The organism is Amorphus sp. MBR-141 (assembly GCF_053628695.1).
The window spans coordinates 14,137-32,415 of sequence record NZ_JBRJGW010000001.1; the positions used below are offsets into that span (position 1 = coordinate 14,137).

The window sequence follows — 18,279 nt, forward strand, 5'->3', positions numbered from 1 at the left end:
GCGGGTCAGCCCATCCGGGCGCGCAGAAACGATTCGATCGAATACGTGCCCCAGCCGCCCATGGTGGCGCGGGCGTCGCGGTAGGACCGGACGATCCTGTCCGACATCGGATCCTCGGCGGCGATGGAGTCGTAGATCGCCTCGGCGATCGGCTCGGCTGCCGACAGGATGTCGGCGGGCACGATGCGCACGTCGGTGCCGCCGGCCTTCAGCGCCTTCAGGCTTTCCGCGTTGCGCCATCCGGCTTCCGCCAGGGCCCGGGCATGCTCCTGGGCGCAGGCGGCCGCCACGACGGCCTGGAGGTCGGCCGGCAGCCCATCGAAGACCTGCTTGCGGACGATCACCTCGCCGGTGCCGTTCGGCTTGTTGAAGCCCGGGCCGTAATAATATTCCGCCACCTTCTGCATGCCCAGCGAGGTGTCGCTGTAGGGGCCGAGCAGCTCGGCGCCGTCGACGAGCCCGGACTGCAGCGCGCCGAACACCTCCGAGGTGGGCATGGACACCGGCGTCGCGCCGAGCTGGCGCAGGATCTCCGCGCCGAGGCCGACGATGCGGACCTTGAGGCCGACCAGGTCCTCGCGGGACTCCATCGGCCGGTTGAACCAGCCGGCCATGTTGAACTCGGTGTTGCCGGCCATGAACGGCTTCAAGCCGAAGTCGGCGTAGAGTTCGTCCCACAGCGCCTGGCCGCCGGCGGCGTCGATCCAGGTCATGTGTTCGCGCGGGGTCAGCCCGAACGGCGCGGTGGTGAACAGCGGCGCGGACGGCATCTTGCCGGACCAGTAGATCGCCGCCGTGTGGGCCATGTCGGCGGTGCCGTTCTGCACCGCATCGAAGGTCTCCAGCGCCGGCACGAGTTCGCCGGCGGCGAAGATCTCCACGGCGAGGCGGCCGCCGGAAAGCCGGCCGATCGCTTCGGCCACCCGCTCGGCGGAGACGCCCGGGCCGGGCAGGTTCTTCGGCCACGAGGTGACCATGCGCAGCCGCGTGGCGTCCTGGGCAACCGCGGGGCGGGCGAGCGCTCCGGTGAGGCCGGCGGCGGCGGCTCCGCCGATCAGCGCGCGGCGGCTGAATTTCGGTGTCGGGTCGGTCATGTCGATCCTCCCTGCCAGAATGCGTGAAAGTGGTGGACGGGGCCGTGGCCCTTGCCGATCGTCAGCGTGTCGGCGTGCTGGAGTGCGGCCGTCAGGTAGGCCTTGGCGGCCTCGACCGCGTTGGTCAGCGGCAGGTCCCGGGCAAGGCCGGCGGCGATCGCCGACGAGAGCGTGCAGCCGGTGCCGTGGGTGTTCCTGGTGTCGATGCGCGGGGCGACGAACCAGCGCGGCGGCGCGTCGCGGCTGACCAGCACGTCGGCGGAGTCCGAGCCGGTCCCGTGGCCTCCCTTGAGCAGCACCGCGCCGGGGCCGAACGCCAGCAGCCGCTCGGCCTGGGCCTGCATCTCCTCCTGGGTCGCCGCCGCCTCGCACTCCAGCAGCCGCGCCGCCTCGGGCAGGTTCGGGGTGATCACCAGCGCACGGCGCAGCAGCACGTCGCGCACGTCGGCGACCGCCGCATCGTCGAGCAGCGGGTCGCCGGATGCGGCGATCATCACCGGATCGAGCACGACGTTGCGGGCGCCGTGGGCATCGAGGGCCTCGGCGACGGTGCGGATGACCACGGGCTTCGACAGCATGCCGATCTTGGTGGCGTGGACGGTGAGATCGTCGAAGACGGCGTCGATCTCGGCTCGGATGAAGTCGGCCGGCACGTCGTGGAGGGCGCGCACGCCCTGGGTGTTCTGGGCAACGAGGGCGGTGATCGCCGACGCCCCGAAGACGCCGAGCGCGGCGAAGGTCTTGAGGTCGGCCTGGATGCCGGCGCCGCCGGACGGGTCGGTGCCGGCGATCGTCAGCGCAATCGGAGTGCTCATGAAGAAGCGGTCTTCCCGGAGGTGAGGGTGTGGTCGACGATGTGGCGAAGCGCCGCCGCGGCGGCGGCCGGATCCGGTGCGGCGGAAACCGCGGAGATGACTGCGACGCCGTGCGCGCCGGCATCGACCACCGCGGCCGCCGTGTCGGCGGTGATGCCGGCAATGGCGACACGGCCGAGGTCGGGCGCACGGGTGTCGAGGAAGGTGCAGATCTCCGCCAGGCCGGCGAGCCCGATCGGGGCGTTGCGGTTCTGCTTGCTGGTGGTGGCGAACACGCCGCCGATGCCGACATAGTCGACGAGATCGGCGGGAACGGCCTCCGCCTCGGCCATCGAGCGGACCGTCAGGCCGACGATCGGGTCGGGGCCGAGCAGGCGGCGGGCGTCGTCGGGCGCCATGTCGGTCTGGCCGACGTGGACGCCGTCGGCACCCGCGGCGAGCGCCACGTCGATGCGGTCGTTGATCAGCAGCGGCACGCCGGTGCCTTCGATCGCCGACAGGATCGCGCGGGCGGTGGCGACCAGTTCGCCGCTCTCGGCGGTCTTGTCGCGGTACTGCAGCAGCGTCGCGCCGCCGTCGACTGCGGCACGCGCGAGCTCGGCGAGCGGCCGCCCGCCGGCATGTTCGGGGTCGAGAATCACATAGACGCGGACGTCAACCACGGCTGATCCTTGCGTATCGTTCGATGATGTCGGGATCGATCTCGCCGATCTCGTCGATCAGGCGGACGGCGAAGGTGCCGGGACCGGGATTGCCTTCCGCGGCGCGCTCGGCGGCGACGCTCCAGGCAACCGTGGCGGCGGTGGCCGCCAGCAGCGAATCGTTCTCCACCGCGCGGCAGGTCGCGATCAGGGCGGAGAGGGCGCAGCCGGTGGCGATCATCCGCGCCAGCAGCGGGTGGCCGTTGTCGACGAGGATGGTGCGGTCGCCGTCGGACAGGCTGTCGCGGGCGCCGGTGACGGCGACGACCATGCCGCCGCTGCCGAGATGCGGGAAGAGGGCGGCCATCTCGGCCGTGTTGCCGCGCACGATGGCGGGCCGGGCCTCGATGAGGCCGAGCGCGAAGGCGCGGCGCGTGGCCACCCGGTTCACCTTGACCGGATCCAGCACCCACGGCTTGCCGTGTTCCTGGGCGGCTGCGACGGCGACTTCGATGCCGAGGCGGCGGTCGGGGTCCAGCGTGCCGAGATTGACCAGCAGCGCATCGGCGCTTTCCACCAGCGCGGCGACCTCGTCGGCGTGGATGGTCATCGACGGCACGGCGCCCAGCGCGGTCAGCACGTTGGCGGTGAAGTTCTGGGCGACGGTGTTGGTGATGCAGTGGACCAGCGGCGCCCAGTCGCGGACGCGGGCGATCACCGCGCCGACGGCGGCGGCATCGATCCTGCCGGAGGTGCCGGTCATGACGCGTCCGCTCCCCCGTCGTCGATGGTCGACCGACGGATGGTTTGGCCCGGAAGCGTGGTCTGGTGGGTAAGGGGGCCGCCCATGGCGGCTTTGACGTCCGTCATCTCAATCCCTCCGCCGGCATGACCCGGATCAGGTTCGCAGGGTTGGCAGGATCGCCTCTCAGCCCGTCCGGGCACCCCTTTGAGACAGTTCGCCAGATGTAGCCAGCACGGTCCCGTTGCGCAAGGGGTGCGGCTTCGCTCCGTGCCGGACAAACGAAAAGGCCGCCCCGGAGGGCGGCCTGAACGGCGTCGCGATGAGGCGGAGCCTCACATCAGCGCGAATAGAACTCGATGACCAGGTTCGGTTCCATCTTGACCGGGTAGGGCACGTCGCCGAAGCCCGGCGCCCGGTTGTAGACCGCGGTCATCTTGGAGTGGTCGGTGTCGAGATAGTCGGGCACGTCGCGCTCGGCGAGGCTGACCGCCTCGAGCACGAGGATCATGTCCTTGGAGCGCTGGCGCACCTCGATGACGTCGCCGACCTTGCAGCGGTAGCTCGGGATGTTGACCTTGCGGCCGTTCACCATCACGTGGCCGTGGTTGACGAACTGACGCGCGGCGAACACGGTCGGCACGAACTTGGCGCGGTAGACGATGGTGTCGAGGCGGCTCTCCAGCAGGCCGATCAGCCGCTCGGAGGTGTCGCCCTTCATGCGGACGGCTTCGTCGTAGATCTTCCGGAACTGCTTCTCGGAGATGTTGCCGTAGTAGCCCTTCAGCTTCTGCTTGGCGCGCAGCTGAATGCCGTAGTCGGAAAGCTTGCTGCGGCGGCGCTGGCCGTGCTGGCCGGGGCCGTACTCGCGCTTGTTGACCGGGCTCTTCGGGCGACCCCAGATGTTTTCGCCCATGCGGCGGTCGAGTTTGTGCTTCTGCGAATGGCGCTTCGACATATAAACCGTGTCCTTCGTGTTTCGATGTTCTTGAGAACGGATGTTCTTTGGGAACGATGGACACGCCCCCTCCTCTGCCCACAAGATCCGGGCTGACAGGGACGGTGCGAAGCTTCGCCACATCCCACGGGTGCGTGAAATCCGCCAGCGTTGCCGCCAGCGAAGGGCCGTGAGATAGGCGAAACCGGCGGCCAAGTCAAATAGGCCGGTGCAAACCGGGCGCAACCGCGGCCCTCGAAGGCGGACAACGGACCGAGCCATGACCATGATCCGATCCGGCGATCCGCGCCGCACGCTCCTCGCGGCCCTCCGTCCGTTCGCCGAGCGAGACACGCGCCACCTCCTCGAAGCGGACCAGCATACCCCGATGACCGCCTTCGTGGCGCGCACCCGCGAAGCGGTGGGCGAGCTCACGATGCCGGCGGCGGCGCTGGTGGTGGTGATCGAGGGGACCAAGGAGGTGCTCTGGGGCGCCGAGCGGCGGACCTACCATCCGGGCGAGGCCATCGCGCTGGCGGCGGGGTCGCACGTGGACGTGGTGAACGTGCCGGACGAGACGACGGGCGTCTACCGGGCGCTGTGCGTGACCTTCCCGCGCGACCTGGTGATCGAGGCGGCCCGGCTGTGGCCGAGCCTGTCGGACGCCCGGGCGGAGCCGGGCACCGCCGTCGCCCTCGACGCCGCCCTCGGCTCGGCGATCGTCCATGCGGGCGAGGCGCTGGCGGGACAGGCGGGCGCGTCGCGGCGGGTCGTGGAACACCGCATCCTGGAGATCCTGCTTGTGCTCGCCGAGCGGGGCGTGCTGCCGATCGCGCCGAAATACGTGGAGCGGTCGGTCGCTGAGGCGGTGCGGCTGATGATCCGCCACCGGCTCGACTTCGCCTGGACGCCCGCCATCGTCGCCGAGCGGCTGTCGATGTCGGAGGCGACGCTGCGCCGGCGGCTGAAGGGGGAGGGCGAGACGTTGCGCGGCCTCCTGCTGCAGGAGCGGATGCGCGCGGCGCGCGTCATCCTCGCCGAGCGGGACGCCGACGTCGCCGATGCGATCGCCGCGACCGGCTACACCTCGCGCTCGCACTTTGCCCGGCATTTCCAGGAGGCGTTCGGCGTCCTGCCCTCCGCCGTCCGCGGCAGCCGCCGCGACGGCCCAGACGCCTGATCGGTTCCGGCGCATTCCTGATCGACCCGGGCCCATCTTCCGGCGTGGGCACGCCTATCGTCGCGGCCATAAACCCCGACGATCAGGAGACGGACCATGAGTGGATTTCAGCTGACCCGGATGGGCCTTGCGGCGGCGGCGTTCGCGCTGGTCGCCGGGGCGGCGGTGGCCGGAGAGACCCTCGACGTGACGATCGGCGACGTCGACGCGGCGGGCCGCTTCGCCGACAGCGCCGCCTTTTGCCCGCCGGAGGGGGCGGACGAGACGAACGTCAGCCCCGAGATCCGCTGGAGCGAGGGGCCGGAGGGTACGGGGTCGTACGCGGTCCTGATGACCGACGCGGACGTTCCGGCCGATTTCTCCCTCATCAACAAGCCGGGCGTGACGATTGCCGCCGACGCGCCCCGGGTCACCATCCACCACTGGGTGCTGGTCGACATCCCGGCGTATCAGTCGATGCTGGCGCGCGGCGTGGAGAGCGAACGCCGCGTCGTCGGTGGCAAGCCGATCGGCCAGACCGATCATGGCGTGCGCGGCGCCAACGTCTTCACCGCCTTCTTCACCGGCAATGCCGACATGGCCGGGACCTACGGCGGCTACGACGGCCCCTGTCCGCCGACGAACGACCTGCGCGTGCATCGCTACCGGATCGACGTCTTCGCCCTCGACGTGCCCACGCTGGGTCTGAGCGGCGCCTTCACCGGGGCCGACGCCGAAGCCGCCATGAAGGGCCATGTGCTCGCCCATGGTTCGGCGACGGCGACCTACAGCCTCAATCCGGCGGTGGCCGGCCAATGACGGGCATGCCACAAACGGCACCGATGACCGCAGACCCAGAGGACAGCGCCATGACGGCGTCGCCATCGCCTTCCGCCCCGATCTTCACGCGCCACGCCCGCGCCTATGACGCCATGCGGCGCGGCTTCATCCCGTGCTTCGACCGCTTCTACGGGACGGCGCTGGATCTCATCGGCAATCTCCGCCGGGAGCAGCCGCTCCGTGTGCTCGATCTCGGCGCCGGCACGGGGCTGTTCGCCGCGCTTCTGCTGGAGCGGATGCCGGACATTCGGGTCACCTGCCTCGACGCATCCGAGGGGATGCTGGACGAGGCGCGGGCCCGTTTCGCCGGCGACGATCGCGTCACCTTCGTACTCGCGGACATGGCATCGAGCCATGTTGGCGGGCCGTGGGACGTGGTGATGTCGGCGCTGGCCATCCATCATCTGGAACACGACGCGAAGAAGGCCCTGTTCGCCCGGGTGCGCCAGGCGTTGGTGCCGGGCGGGCTGTTCGTCAACGCCGAGCAGGTGTTGGGACCCACGCCGGCGCTGGAGGAGCGCTACGGCCTCAAATGGCTCGCCGACGTCCGCGCCGCCGGCGTTCCCGAGGACGAGATCGCCAAGGCGCGCGAGCGCATGCGGTTCGACCGCTGCGCGAGCGTCGAGGACCAACTCGCCTGGATGCGCGAGGCGGGTTTCCGCGACGTCGACTGCAGCTTCAAGAGCTGGCGCTTCGCCGTCCTGAACGGCCGGGCATGACGGATCAGTCCTGCTCGTTGGACGGGGTGCGCAACACCCCGTCGTTGTCGACGCCGACGGCGACGTCCTCGCCCGGGAGGTAGGGGCGGGCGCCGGGCGCATAGGCAACGAGGGCCTCGCCCTGCGGGCCTTCCAGATCGAGCCGCTGGCGGGCGCCTTCGAACAACGCCGCGGTGACCCGGAACGCCAGGCCGCCGCCGTGGCCGACGACGGCCGCCTCCGGCCGGAAGGCGAGCGTGGTCGCGCCGTTCGGCCGGCCTGGCACCGGAACGGTTCCGGCGGCCGTGGTGAACACGCCGTGTTCCACGGTGCCGTCGAGCCGGTTCACCGGGCCGAAGAAGCCGGCCACATAGTCGCTCTGCGGGGCATAGTAGACGTCGCGCGGCGTGCCGACCTGGGCGATGCGGCCGCGGTCCATCACCACCAGCCGGTCGCCCAGCGTCAGCGCTTCCGCCTGGTCGTGGGTGACGTAGAGGGCGGTGGCCCCCTGGGCGCGGATCATCGCCGCGATTTCGGCGCGCAGGCCCTCGCGCAGGCCGGCGTCCAGCGCCGTCAGCGGCTCGTCGAGCAGGATCATGCCGGAGCGCGGCGCGAGCGCCCGGGCCAGCGCCACCCGCTGGCGCTGGCCGCCGGAGAGCTGGTCGACGCGGCGGCCGGCGAACTCCTCCAGCCGGGCGGTGGCGAGCAGCTCCTTCACGCGCTCGGCGCGGTCGCTGCGCGACCAGCCCTGGACGCGCAGCCCGTAGCCGATGTTGCCGGCCACCGACATGTGCGGGAACAGCGCGTAGGACTGGAACACCATGCCGACGCCGCGCTTCTCGATGGGCAGCGCCGTCACGTCGACGCCGTCGAGAAGCACCTTGCCGCCCGGATCCGGGGTGTCGAGGCCGGCGACGAGGCGCAGCAGCGTGGTCTTGCCGCAGCCGGACGGCCCGAGCAGCACGACGATCTCGCCGGAGGAAATCGCAAGGTCCACCGGGGCGAGCGCCCGGGTGCCGTCGGCGTAGGTCTTGGCGCAGCCTTCCAGCCGCAGCTGCTTGCCGCTCATGCCGTCCTCCGCACGCGCGGCCGCACCAGCTCGGCGATCGCCATCACCGTGCAGGCAAGCGCGATCAGCACCAGGGACATGGCGGCGGCGGCGGGCAGGTCGGCGCCGGAGTCGGAGATCTTGGAGTAGAGGACCATCGGGAGGATTGCGATCTGGGTTCCGGAGAGGGCGAGCGCGGTGCCGTAGGCGCCGAGCGCCACCGCCGCGCAGAGCGCGAAGGCGACGAGGCAGGCGGGCGCCACCTGGGGCAGCAGGATGTCGCGGAAGGCGCGCAGCGGCGAGGCGCCCAGCGCCCGGGCGGCGTGCAGCTGCTCGGTCTCGAAGTTGGCGACGACGGGGAAGATGACCAGCACGGCGCGCGGGATGAGATAGTAGCAGTAGGCGATGGCGAGCCCGGCGGGGGTGTAGATGAGCCCGCCGACGACGGCCGGATCGGCGCCCAGCTCGGCGAGCAGCATGGTCACGAAGCCGGAGCGCCCGAACACCAGGATGAAGCCGTAGGCGACGACCAGGCCGGAAAACGACAGCGGCACCGCGATCACCGTCAGCAGCACCGTGCGCCGGGTCGGCGACAGCCGCGCCAGATGCAGCGCCACGGCGAGCCCGACCACGGTGGAGACGAACGGCGCCAGCGTGCCCAGCACGGCGCTGCCGACGAGGCCGCTCCAGAACACCGGATCATCGAAGATCGTCGCGAACGCGCCGCCACCGTCGGAGAAGGCCTCCGTCACGATGCCGGCGAGCGGCCACACGAGGAAAAGGACGAGAAAGGCGCCGGCGGGAACCGCCAGCGCCCATTTCAGGACCGACGCGCGCATGAAGCCTCCCGCGCGCCGTCCGGTTCGGCCGGGATCATTGGCCGAGCACGGCCTTTGCCCACGCCGCGTCAATCTCCGACTTCATGGCCTTCGCCTTGGCGACGTCCAGCGGCTGCAGCTGCGGGGCGGCCGGCATCGCGGCGGCGACGCTCTCCGGCAGCGTCACGCCCGGCACCGACGGACGCACGTAGCCGTCGGCGAAGCGGGCCTGGCCCTCGTCGGTCATGATGAAGTTGAGCCACAGCTTGGCGGCGGCCGGGTTCGGGCCGTTCTTGACCATGCTGATGGCGTAGGGGGCCGCGGCGGAGGCTTCCTCCGGCATCACCACCTCGACCGCATCGCCCATGCCGTCCTTGAACTTGGCCTTCAGGCCGTCGTTCTCGTAGCCGATGTAGATCGGGATCTCACCCTTCAGGAACTGGGCGTAAGGCGTGGTGCCGACGGTGCGCAGCACGTTGCCGGACTGGTGCAGCTTGGCGAGGTAGTCGACGCCCGGCTGGATGTCGTCCATGGAGCCGCCGTTGCCGAGCGCGGCGGCGAACACCACCACCTGGCCCTGGCCGGTCGAGCGCGGGTCGAGGTAGACGATCGAGCCCTTGTACTTCTCGTCGAGCAGGTCGGCCCAGCTCTGCGGCACGTCCTTCACCAGGTTGGTGTTGACCAGGAAGGCGACGTTGAGGGTGTGGATGGTGAACCACTTACCCTGCGGATCCTTGAACGGCTCCGGCAGCTTCTCGAAGTTGACCGGCTCGAACGGGGCGACGACGTCCTTGTCGACGGCGTCCAGCGCGGAGCCCGCGAAATAGTAGGCGGTGTCGGCCTGGGGGCGGTTGCGCGACTTGTCGAGGGCGACGACGGTCGCGGCCGAGCCGAGGTCGTTGTAGACCATCTCGACTTCCGGATAGCGCTCCTTGAAGGCCTTGAACTGGGCGCCCCAGTTGGCCCAGGTCGGGCCGGTGTCGAAGGACACGACCATGCCCTCTTCGGCGGCCTGGTCGTAGAGGGTCTGCTCGCCGTCGTAGAGCTCCGGCCCGTCGAACGCCTGGGCCGACGTCGCGAGCGCGACGGCCGCCACGGCGGTGGCAATGAACATCTTCATGAGAGGGACTCCCTTTTGGTGACCGCGGACAGCGTCGCCGCGGCGGTTCCGGTGAGAAGCGAAAGCGCGAGGAGAATGACCGTTGCCGCGCAGGCGAAGCCCGTCGCGCCGTAGAAGGCCTGCAGGAGGACGATCGGATAGGTTCGATCGAGAAAACCGGCGATCAGGTTGGAGAGCTGGAACTCGCCGATGGAAATGGCGGCGACGGTGACCAGACCGGTGAGCAGGCTGGTCGCCGACACCGGCACCACGATGTCGATCAGCCGCCGCCAGAAGCCGGCGCCGAGCGAGCCGGCGGCCGCCTCGAGCTCGCCGAGCTTCAGCGAGGCCATGTCGTTCATCAGCGTGGCGACGAGGTAGGGCAGCGTCAGCAGGACGTGGCCGGCGACCAGCAGGAAGAACGAGCCGAGCCAGGGCGTCGTCGCGGTGGAGAAGGCGATGATGAAGCCGAAGCCGAGGGTGATCTCGGGCGCCGCCACCGGCACCAGCATGACGAGACGCACCAGCCGCGAGGCGGATTTCGTGCCCGCCGTCACCGCCGCATAGGCGAGCGGCAGGCCAAGCAGGGCGGCGACGATGCAGGTCGCGCCGGTGACCCGCAGGCTGGTCCAGAAGGCGCGGGCGAAGCTCGGGTCGTCGAACACGGCGCGGTACCATTCGCCGGTCATGCCCGTCGGCAGCAGCGTGTTGGTCCAGCTCTCTCCGAACGAGCCCACCGCAAGCAGGGCGATCGGCAACGCCAGATAGACCAGATAGGCCCATGTCACGAGCGCCATCGCTTCCCCCTTGGTGGTCGACTTCTTACATATCGCGGTCGATTGTAAGTTTTATGACGTTAGCGAGAGTCGTGTGGTCTGGTCGTCGTCGGCCTGCACTCCGTCGGCATCGAGGGAGAGGAGGCGGTGCACCAGCCGGTCGATGGCCGCATCCGCGTCGCTGCACGTGACGGCCCCGGCGACGTCCGGCGCGCCCTCGAGGGCGAGCACCAGCCGCTGCCACTGCAGGCCGTAGGCCATCTCCGACAGGGTGCCGTAGCCGCCGCCGACCGCGATGAGGGCGGTGCAGGCGCGCGCCAGGATGGCGTTGCGCGCGGCGCCGATGCCGGTGGCGATCGGAATCGCCACGTACGGGTTGGCGCCCGTCCATTCCTCGTCGGGAAGCAGCCCGATCGGCTGGCCGCCCGCCTCGAGATTGCCGCGGCAGGCGGCTTCCATCACCCCGCCCTTGCCGCCGCAGGCCATCTGGACGCCCAGCATGCCGAGGGCGTGGCCGACCTCGTAGGCGACGTCGTTCTGGCGGGCATTGGGTTCGCGGGGGCCGATGACGCCGACCGGAATGCGGCGGACGCGGCGACCGGACATGACCATTCGGAGCCCTTCGCGGGCGCCGATGGTGGTCACCTCGGCAGGGGCCTCGCCCCTCACCCAGGCGGCGGCCCAGGGGTCGAAGCGCTCGTTTCCTCGCCAAAGAATGCCGTCGCCGCTACGCTTGAGAAGTGGCATGCGCGATCTCTTGTGTGGTACTTCAGATGCCGATGAACGAATTCTTACATGATCCGGACGCGATGGGCGAGCGGCGCGAACAGATTCTTTCCGCACTGCGCGAGGCGGGATTCGTCACGATCGACGGGCTCGCCCAGAGGTTCGGCTGTTCGGCGCAGACCGTGCGGCGCGACCTGATCGCCATGGACCAGCTGGGACTGCTCAAGCGCTTCCATGGCGGCGCCGGGCTGGCCGACGCGGTGGCGCGGCCGAGCTACACGGCGAAGCAGGGCATCAACACCTCCGGCAAGGGGCTCATCGGCCGGGCGGCGGCGGAGATCGTCCGGTCCGGCGACACGGTGTTCTTCGACGTGGGGACCACCGTCGAGGCGGCGGCGACGGCGCTCGCGAGGGTGCTGGACCAGGACGGCCTGTCGGACGTGCGCGCGGTGTGCGCCGGGCTCCGGGCGGCGATGATCCTTGCCGGGGCGCCCGGGGTGAAGGTGGAGGTGCTGCCGGGCGAAGTGAACACGCCGGACGGCGCGATCACCGGGGCGGCCGCCGTCGCGGCGCTGTCCGACGTCCGGCTCGACCATGCCTTCCTGGGCGTCTCGGCGTTCGACGCGGAGGGTGCCGCCTGGGATTTCGATCCCGCGAAGGTGGCGGTGAAGCGGGCGGGCGTCGCAGCGGCGCGGGACGCCTGGGCGCTGGCCGACGCCAGCAAGTTCTCGCGCACCGCCGGCCGCCGGGTCTGCAGCGCCCGCCAGTTGCGCGGCATCGTCACCGACGCCGCCCCGGCCGACGGGCTTGCGGACGCCTTCGAGGCCGCCGCATGCGCGATCGTCGTGGCGTGAGCGGCGCGCCGGACGGGATCCGCCGCGCCGCCGCCTTGCGTCAGCGCTTGCTGTTGGCGAGCTGTTCGGCGCGGTAGCTCGACTGGCGCTCGAGCATCCAGCCCGGATACTCGGCGGGAAGGGCCGTGACGGCGTCGAGCGCCGCCAGGTCTTCGGCCGACAGCTCGACCTCGACCGCGCCGAGATTGTCGACGAGCTGCTCCACCCGCTTGGCGCCGACGATGACGCTGGTCACCACCGGCTGATGCAGAAGCCAGGCCAGCGCGACCTGGGCGACGCTGGCGCCCTTCGCGTCGGCGATGGTGCGCATGGCGTCGATGGCATCGAAGGAGCGGTCGCGGTCGACGGGCGGGAAGTCGAACGACGCCCGGCGGCCGTCAGCCGTCGTCTGCTTGTCGCGGTCGTACTTGCCGCTCAGCAGGCCGCCCGCAAGCGGGCTCCACACCATCAGCCCCATCTTCTCCGACGTCAGCATCGGCACGAGTTCGCGTTCCAGGTCGCGGCCGGCGACGGTGTAGTAGGCCTGCAGCGAGCGGAACGACGCCAGGTTCTTGCGTTCGGAAATGCCCAGCGCCTTGGCGATCTGCCAGGCCGCCCAGTTCGACACGCCGACATAGCGGACGTGGCCGTGGCGGACCAGGATGTCGAGTGCTTCCAGCGTCTCCTCGATCGGCGTGAGCGGGTCGAAGCCGTGGATCTGGTAGAGGTCGATGTGATCGAGCTGCAGCCGCTTCAGGCTCGCCTTCGCCTGGTCGAGGATGTGGTTGCGCGATGCGCCGCGCTGGTTCGGCCCGTCGCCCATGACGCCGAGCACCTTGGTGGCCACCACGACCTCGTCGCGCGGCACGCCGACATTCTTCAGCGCCTGGCCGGTGATCTCCTCCGACAGGCCCCCGGCGTAGACGTTCGCCGTGTCGAGAAAGTTGATGCCCGCATCGAGGGCGGTGCGCAGGAGCTCGTCGGCCTCCTGCTGCTGGACGGCGCCGATGTTGCGCCAGATGCCTTCGCCGCCGCCGAACGTCATCGTGCCGAGGCACAGTTCGGAGACGAAGAGGCCGGTCTGTCCGAGCGGATTGTAACGCATGTCTGATCTCATCCGTTGGGGGTGAAGCGGCAGGCGGGCCGCATCGTCGGGTGGCCGGCCGCGCGCTCCTCACCGGGCAACGCCGGGGGAAGGCGCGGGGATCCGTTCAGCAGGCCCCGGGGTGTGGAGCCTCGAGACCCGCGGGCGCGGCCAGCTGGACCGAAGATGGGACGCGAGCGGGCGGCGCGTTAGCCAATTCTTGCCGGATTCTTGCCTGATCCTGTCAATGGCTTCCGCCGGGCTGGTCGCGCGAAGCGCCGCTCGTGCACAATAGGGCAGGGCTGTCGCGGAGATTGCGATGATGGATACGACCGACCTTGCAAAGCTGATTGGCCGATCCTGCCCGGACGGTCGCCTCCAGACCGCGTGGCCGCGGATGACGCTGATCAATTCGCAGGCCCGCACCCTGCCGTCGCCGAGCCTCTACCAGCCGCTGGTCTGCTTCGTGGCCCAGGGGGCAAAACGGGTCGTCGTCGGCGAGCGGGAGGTGCGCTACGACGCCGGCACGTTCGTGGTCGTTTCGCTCGACCTTCCGGTGTGCGCGGAGATCTGCGAGGCGAGCTCCGATGCGCCGTACCTGGCCGTGAGCATGCATCTCGACCGGACGATGCTGGCGGACATCCTGCTCGGGCTGCCGGAAGATGCCCGGCCCGTCGGTGGTGCGGAGGCGCTCGCCGTCAGCCGGATGACGGCGGAGATCGTGGATCCGCTGCTGCGGCTGCTTCGTCTTCTCGATCATCCGGAGGACGTCGGGATGCTGGCGCCGCTTCTGGAGCGGGAGCTGCTCTACCGGCTGCTGCAGGGCGAACAGGGCCATCTCCTGCGCCAGTTCGTGCAGGCCGACAGCCGCCTGTCGCAGGTGGCGCGCGCCATTGCGCACATCCGCGCGCAGTACGACCGGCCGGTCGCCATCGGGACGCTGGCGGACCTGGCGGGGATGAGCCAGGCGTCGTTCCACCGTCACTTCAAGGCCGTCACCGCGATGAGCCCGCTGCAGTACCAGAAGCACGTCCGCCTGCACGAGGCGCGACGGCTGCTGCTGACGGAAAAGGTCGAGGCCGCGCGCGCGGGCTTCTCGGTCGGCTACGAAAGCCCCTCCCAGTTCAGCCGGGAGTATGCGCGGCTGTTCGGGATCCCGCCGGCCCGCGATGCGGCGCGGCTGCGCGCGCTGTCTCCAGGCGATCCGCACCGCGCCGGCGAACTGCTGGAAGCGCAGGGTTAGAGCCGTCGCCGGCCGGACAGACCCTTTTGGGCGACGGGAAGCGGCCCCGGCCGCGATGCATCGAGCGATTCCGCTTCCGCCGGATCGCCTCGATCCGAAAGCGCGGCGATCGCGCGCGCGTCAGTCCGGCTGGTCGGCCTTGCGGGCTTCCCACTTGAGCGTCGCGCACGGCGCCGTCATCGTCCACTCGAGCCCGTCGGGCAGATAGTCGAGGGTGACGGTGGCGGCGAAGGCGGCCATCAGCTGGCGTTCGATGACCGTCGTGCCGAAGCCCTTCCGGCTCGGTGCTGTCACCGGCGGGCCGCCGCTCTCGCGCCAGCGGATCGTCAGCCACGGGTCGCCGGTGGTCGGCGAGGGCGCTTCGCTCCAGTCGATCACCACCTTGCCGTGGGGCACCGACCAGGCGCCGTACTTGACCGCATTGGTGGCGAGCTCGTGCAGCGCCATGCCGACGTTCTGCACGGCTTCGGGCCGCAGCGGGAAATTGTTGCCGCGGGCCTCCAGCCGGTCCTCGGTGTCGATGAAGTTCTCCAGGTGGCTGTTGACCAGCTGGGGCATCGTCACCCGTGTCCAGTTCTCCGCGGTCAGCAGGTCGATCGACCGGGCAAGGCCCTGCAGCCGGCCGCTCACGGCGACCTGGAACTCCTGCAGCGTGTCGCTCTGGCGCGCCGTCTGGCGCAGCATCGCCTGGATGACGCTGAGCAGGTTCTTGGTGCGGTGGGCGAGCTCGCGCATCACGAAGTGGATGCGGTCCTCCGCCTCGGCCCGGTCGAAGGAGGCCTCCGAGAGCGCGATGGACACCATGTCCGCCTCGGTGATGCGGGTGGAGATCGGCGAGACGATCTCGCCGCGGCCGAGCTGCTCGGCCATGTGGGCGATCGAGACCACCGAGTTGCGCATCTGGCGGCCGAGGAAGAATGCGGCGCCGATGGCGATCATCACCAGCAGCAGGCCACCGAGGATCAGCAGCCGCCAGGTGGAGACGAGCGAGGCCTGGGCGGTGTTGACCGGCCCGGCGATCACCACGCTCCACGACCAGCCCGGCACGCGGGCGTAGCCGGCGATCATCCCGGCGTCGGTGGAGGTCTGGGGGATCATCCCGCTGTAGCCGGAGATCTGCGAGACGATCCTCTGGTCGTATTCGTCGCCGGGCGCGGTGCCGTCGCTCGACAGGATGATCCGGCCGGTGCCGTCGATCAGCGCGGCGGACCAGCCTTCCGGCAGGCCTTCCGGCTTCACCAGCCGGCTCAGCGTCTCGACGTTCTGCGTCAGGATCAGCGCCGCGCCGCGGTTGGCGAGCTCGTCGGGCAGCGGCATGGTGATGTTGAACACCCATTGCCCGCCCGTCTTGCCGAAGAAGACGTCGGACACCTCGATGGTGTTGGAGTCCAGCGCCGAGGCCAGCGATTCCGTGTCCGACATCGGGCCGAGCGGAGCGCCGAAGGGAACCCGGGTGTTGAGGCGCTGCTGGCCGTCCCGGTCGGCGAGAATCAGGAACATCGAACTCGACCGGAGCACCGACTGGGTCCGGTTGTGGAAGGTCTCCAGGTCGCCGTCTGCCAGCTCCTGCGCCGTGGCCAGCAGGCGCAGCGTGACGGACATGTCGTGGAGCTGCCGATCGACGGCCGCCGACAGCGCCTGGGCGTCCCGCATGGTCCGCCGTTCCAGCGCGAGGCGCTCGCTGCCTTCCAGCTGGTCCAGCAGGATCACCACGAAGGCGAGCATCGGCAGGGCGACGGCGACCACCATCGCGATGAGGTAGAAGCCGATCGTCGCCGTCGGCATTCTGCGGAATGCGCGCTTCACGTCTGTTCCGCTCTGCTCAATGTGCCGAAAGGGCCGGGTGAAGACGATCCGGGACAGGCGGGGCCCCGCCCTGCAGCCGGCTCTGGCCGAAACCGACTGCAACGGCCGGGCCAGCGCCTTCCCGGAGGGGAGCGTCGCCGGGTTGCCAGAACGATCCTGTCATGGGTCCCAAGGTCGGATACTGCCGATTTCATGCAATAAACTATGACATAGCCGCACGATGGGGCGCGTTCATGGCCGTGCCGTCGCGCCGCCGGAGGTGGGCGAGCAGGCGGTCCACCTCGTGGCGCCGGTCCTCTCCCGCGGTGAAGATCGCGACCAGGCCGCCGCCGCCCTCGCCGGCCGCCGGCGGCGCCACGTCGCGGACGCGCCGGGCGATGGCCGGGGCGGGGTCGATCCAGGTCACCGGCCACGGCGCGATCTCGGTGAACGGCTGGATCAGCAGCGGGTAGTGGGTGCACCCGAGCACCACGGTGTCCGTGCGCCGGCCGCCGTCGGCCTCGACGAAGCAGGCGGCGATCTCGTCCAGGAGGGCCGGCCGGTCGATGTCCGTGCCCCGGCCATACGCCTCGGCGATCGCCGCGAGGCGGCGCGACCCGACGAGGGTGACCTGCGCCGCGCCGGCAAAGCGCGCGATCAGGTCGCGGGTGTAGTCGCGCCGCACCGTGCCCGGCGTGGCCAGCACGCTGACCAGCCCCGACGTCGTGCGCTCGGCCGCCGGCTTGATCGCCGGCACCGTGCCGACGACGGGGATCGACAGCCGCGCCCGGAGCGCCGGCAGGGCGGCGGTGGAGGCGGTGTTGCAGGCGATCACCGCGCAGCGGGCGCCGGTCCGGCCGGCGGCGTCCGCGACGAGGTCGGTGATCCGCGCGGACAGGGCCGCTTCGTCGTCCCAGTCGCCGTAGGGAAAGCCCGCGTCGTCGACCAGATAGACGATGTCCTCGCCGGGCATCAGGTCGGTGACGGCGGCAAGGACGGTGGTGCCGCCCAGCCCGGAATCGAAGACGAGGATGGGGGCGTTCATTCGCGCGTCGCCTGCTCGCCCGGGGCGGGACCGGTGGCGCCGGCGTCGGGATCCTCGTGGCCCTCGACGGTTTCGGGGATCGGCCGGCCGCGCCGGCCCTCCAGGTGGCCGATCACGCCGCGCAGGAGCCGCACCTGGGTGACGCCGAGCCGGGCGTCCTGCAGCAGCGTGCGGATGTTGCGCACCATGACGGGGCGCATTTCCGGCGGCCGGAAGTAGCCGGTCGGCTCGAGCGCCGATTCCAGGTGCTCGAACAGCCCGATCAGGTCGGCCTTGGAGGCCTGGGGGGCGGTTTCCATGGTGGCGAAGGGCAGCGAGCCCTTGGTCTCCTGGCGCCGCCATTCGTAGGAGAACAGCAGCACCGCCTGGGCGATGTTGAGCGAGGCGAAGCGCGGATCCACCGGGTAGGTCAGGATGGCGTCGGCGAGCGCCACCTCCTCGTTGGTGAGCCCCCAGCGCTCGCGCCCGAACAGGACGCCGGCCGTCATCGCGCCGGCCGACGCCAGCAGCCGCCCGGCCGCCTCCTCGGGCCCGAGCACCTCCTTGGGAAAGCCGCGCGCCCGCGCCGTGGTGGCAAGGACGAAGTTGAGATCCGCGATGGCGGCCTCCGTCGTCTCGAACACCCGCACCCGCTCGATCACGTGCACCGCGCCCGATGCCGCCGCCACCGCCTTCTCGCTCGGCCAGCCGTCGCGCGGGGCGACCAGCCGCAGGTCGTCGAGGCCGAAGTTCGCCATGGCGCGGGCGGCCGTGCCGATGTTCTCGCCGAGCTGGGGCTCGACGAGGACGATCGCGGGCGGGGCGGACGAGGCGGGCAGGGTCATGGCGGAACCGGTCATGGCAGCGGATCAGGGGGCAGTGCGGGTGGAGGCGAAGCGTCCCGCCGACATGGCGGC

Annotated in this window: 19 protein-coding genes and 1 riboswitch; of the genes, 5 read left to right on the plus strand and 14 right to left on the minus strand. The window is 70.6% G+C overall.

All coding sequences use genetic code 11. The annotated features are described in order from the left end of the window. Window positions 1-5 precede the first annotated feature (5 nt). The 5 genes from ACSSVZ_RS00075 to rpsD all read right to left on the minus strand — a co-directional run bounded on the left by ACSSVZ_RS00075 (window position 6) and on the right by rpsD (window position 4,250). Complete coding sequence (locus ACSSVZ_RS00075; protein ID WP_453967556.1) at window positions 6-1,094, minus strand: TRAP transporter substrate-binding protein; 1,089 nt, start codon at window positions 1,092-1,094, stop codon at window positions 6-8. Further along, window positions 1,091-1,909 carry a bifunctional hydroxymethylpyrimidine kinase/phosphomethylpyrimidine kinase gene (gene thiD / locus ACSSVZ_RS00080; RefSeq protein ID WP_453967557.1) on the minus strand — a complete coding sequence of 273 codons (819 nt, stop codon included), beginning with the start codon at window positions 1,907-1,909 and terminating at the stop codon, window positions 1,091-1,093. Before thiD ends, ACSSVZ_RS00075 begins: the two co-directional genes overlap by 4 nt. Further along, the gene (gene thiE / locus ACSSVZ_RS00085; protein WP_453967558.1) at window positions 1,906-2,571 is read right to left on the minus strand and encodes a thiamine phosphate synthase; all 666 of its coding nucleotides are present in this window, start codon (window positions 2,569-2,571) and stop codon (window positions 1,906-1,908) included. The genes thiD and thiE overlap by 4 nt, the downstream gene beginning before the upstream one ends. After that, window positions 2,564-3,313 (minus strand): hydroxyethylthiazole kinase, encoded by a 750-nt coding sequence (locus tag ACSSVZ_RS00090; protein ID WP_453967559.1) that lies wholly within the window; start codon window positions 3,311-3,313, stop codon window positions 2,564-2,566. The genes thiE and ACSSVZ_RS00090 overlap by 8 nt, the downstream gene beginning before the upstream one ends. A 95-nt stretch (window positions 3,314-3,408) precedes the next feature. After that, window positions 3,409-3,509: riboswitch (TPP riboswitch) on the minus strand. A gap of 123 nt (window positions 3,510-3,632) precedes the next feature. Then, on the minus strand, window positions 3,633-4,250 hold the full coding sequence (gene rpsD / locus ACSSVZ_RS00095) for a 30S ribosomal protein S4 (protein WP_453967560.1): 618 nt from the start codon (window positions 4,248-4,250) through the stop codon (window positions 3,633-3,635). Window positions 4,251-4,509: 259 nt separating this feature from the next. Here rpsD and ACSSVZ_RS00100 point away from each other — a divergent pair, with 259 nt between their 5' ends. The 3 genes from ACSSVZ_RS00100 to ACSSVZ_RS00110 all read left to right on the plus strand — a co-directional run bounded on the left by ACSSVZ_RS00100 (window position 4,510) and on the right by ACSSVZ_RS00110 (window position 6,947). Continuing rightward, on the plus strand, window positions 4,510-5,409 hold the full coding sequence (locus tag ACSSVZ_RS00100) for a helix-turn-helix domain-containing protein (protein ID WP_453967561.1): 900 nt from the start codon (window positions 4,510-4,512) through the stop codon (window positions 5,407-5,409). 96 nt (window positions 5,410-5,505) lie between these two features. Beyond that, window positions 5,506-6,207, plus strand: coding sequence for a YbhB/YbcL family Raf kinase inhibitor-like protein (locus tag ACSSVZ_RS00105; RefSeq protein ID WP_453967562.1), 702 nt, complete (start codon window positions 5,506-5,508; stop codon window positions 6,205-6,207). Window positions 6,208-6,257: 50 nt separating this feature from the next. Continuing rightward, window positions 6,258-6,947: a class I SAM-dependent methyltransferase gene (locus ACSSVZ_RS00110; protein WP_453967563.1), complete on the plus strand. Its 690-nt coding sequence runs from the start codon at window positions 6,258-6,260 to the stop codon at window positions 6,945-6,947. A 4-nt stretch (window positions 6,948-6,951) separates the two neighbouring features. On the opposite strand, the gene ACSSVZ_RS00115 is transcribed toward ACSSVZ_RS00110, so the two are convergent. From ACSSVZ_RS00115 to ACSSVZ_RS00135, 5 genes are read right to left on the minus strand one after another with little or no spacing between them, the layout of a single operon-like run. After that, on the minus strand, window positions 6,952-7,995 hold the full coding sequence (locus tag ACSSVZ_RS00115) for an ABC transporter ATP-binding protein (protein ID WP_453967564.1): 1,044 nt from the start codon (window positions 7,993-7,995) through the stop codon (window positions 6,952-6,954). Next, a complete protein-coding gene (locus ACSSVZ_RS00120) occupies window positions 7,992-8,813 on the minus strand; it encodes an ABC transporter permease (protein ID WP_453967565.1) in 822 nt (273 codons plus the stop codon). Before ACSSVZ_RS00120 ends, ACSSVZ_RS00115 begins: the two co-directional genes overlap by 4 nt. Before the next feature lie 34 nt (window positions 8,814-8,847). Beyond that, window positions 8,848-9,912 carry an extracellular solute-binding protein gene (locus ACSSVZ_RS00125; protein WP_453967566.1) on the minus strand — a complete coding sequence of 355 codons (1,065 nt, stop codon included), beginning with the start codon at window positions 9,910-9,912 and terminating at the stop codon, window positions 8,848-8,850. Next, window positions 9,909-10,688 carry an ABC transporter permease gene (locus tag ACSSVZ_RS00130; RefSeq protein ID WP_453967567.1) on the minus strand — a complete coding sequence of 260 codons (780 nt, stop codon included), beginning with the start codon at window positions 10,686-10,688 and terminating at the stop codon, window positions 9,909-9,911. The genes ACSSVZ_RS00125 and ACSSVZ_RS00130 overlap by 4 nt, the downstream gene beginning before the upstream one ends. Before the next feature lie 51 nt (window positions 10,689-10,739). Continuing rightward, entirely contained in the window at window positions 10,740-11,414 is a 675-nt protein-coding gene (locus ACSSVZ_RS00135; protein WP_453967568.1) for a TIGR00725 family protein, read from the minus strand. A gap of 26 nt (window positions 11,415-11,440) precedes the next feature. Between ACSSVZ_RS00135 and ACSSVZ_RS00140 the strand changes: the two genes are divergently transcribed. Beyond that, window positions 11,441-12,247, plus strand: coding sequence for a DeoR/GlpR family DNA-binding transcription regulator (locus tag ACSSVZ_RS00140; protein ID WP_453967569.1), 807 nt, complete (start codon window positions 11,441-11,443; stop codon window positions 12,245-12,247). Between the two features lie 40 nt (window positions 12,248-12,287). On the opposite strand, the gene ACSSVZ_RS00145 is transcribed toward ACSSVZ_RS00140, so the two are convergent. Further along, the gene (locus ACSSVZ_RS00145) at window positions 12,288-13,331 is read right to left on the minus strand and encodes an aldo/keto reductase (protein ID WP_453967570.1); all 1,044 of its coding nucleotides are present in this window, start codon (window positions 13,329-13,331) and stop codon (window positions 12,288-12,290) included. Between the two features lie 298 nt (window positions 13,332-13,629). On the opposite strand from ACSSVZ_RS00145, the gene ACSSVZ_RS00150 reads away from it, so the two are divergent. After that, a complete protein-coding gene (locus ACSSVZ_RS00150; RefSeq protein ID WP_453967571.1) occupies window positions 13,630-14,553 on the plus strand; it encodes an AraC family transcriptional regulator N-terminal domain-containing protein in 924 nt (307 codons plus the stop codon). 120 nt (window positions 14,554-14,673) lie between these two features. Here ACSSVZ_RS00150 and ACSSVZ_RS00155 read toward each other — a convergent pair whose 3' ends face one another. The 3 genes from ACSSVZ_RS00155 to ACSSVZ_RS00165 all read right to left on the minus strand — a co-directional run bounded on the left by ACSSVZ_RS00155 (window position 14,674) and on the right by ACSSVZ_RS00165 (window position 18,222). After that, window positions 14,674-16,338, minus strand: coding sequence for a sensor histidine kinase (locus tag ACSSVZ_RS00155; protein ID WP_453968014.1), 1,665 nt, complete (start codon window positions 16,336-16,338; stop codon window positions 14,674-14,676). A 223-nt stretch (window positions 16,339-16,561) separates the two neighbouring features. Continuing rightward, window positions 16,562-17,383, minus strand: a complete 822-nt coding sequence (murI, locus tag ACSSVZ_RS00160; RefSeq protein WP_453967572.1) for a glutamate racemase — start codon at window positions 17,381-17,383, stop codon at window positions 16,562-16,564. Then, complete coding sequence (locus ACSSVZ_RS00165; protein ID WP_453967573.1) at window positions 17,380-18,222, minus strand: RNA methyltransferase; 843 nt, start codon at window positions 18,220-18,222, stop codon at window positions 17,380-17,382. Before ACSSVZ_RS00165 ends, murI begins: the two co-directional genes overlap by 4 nt. Between the last annotated feature and the right edge of the window lie 57 nt (window positions 18,223-18,279).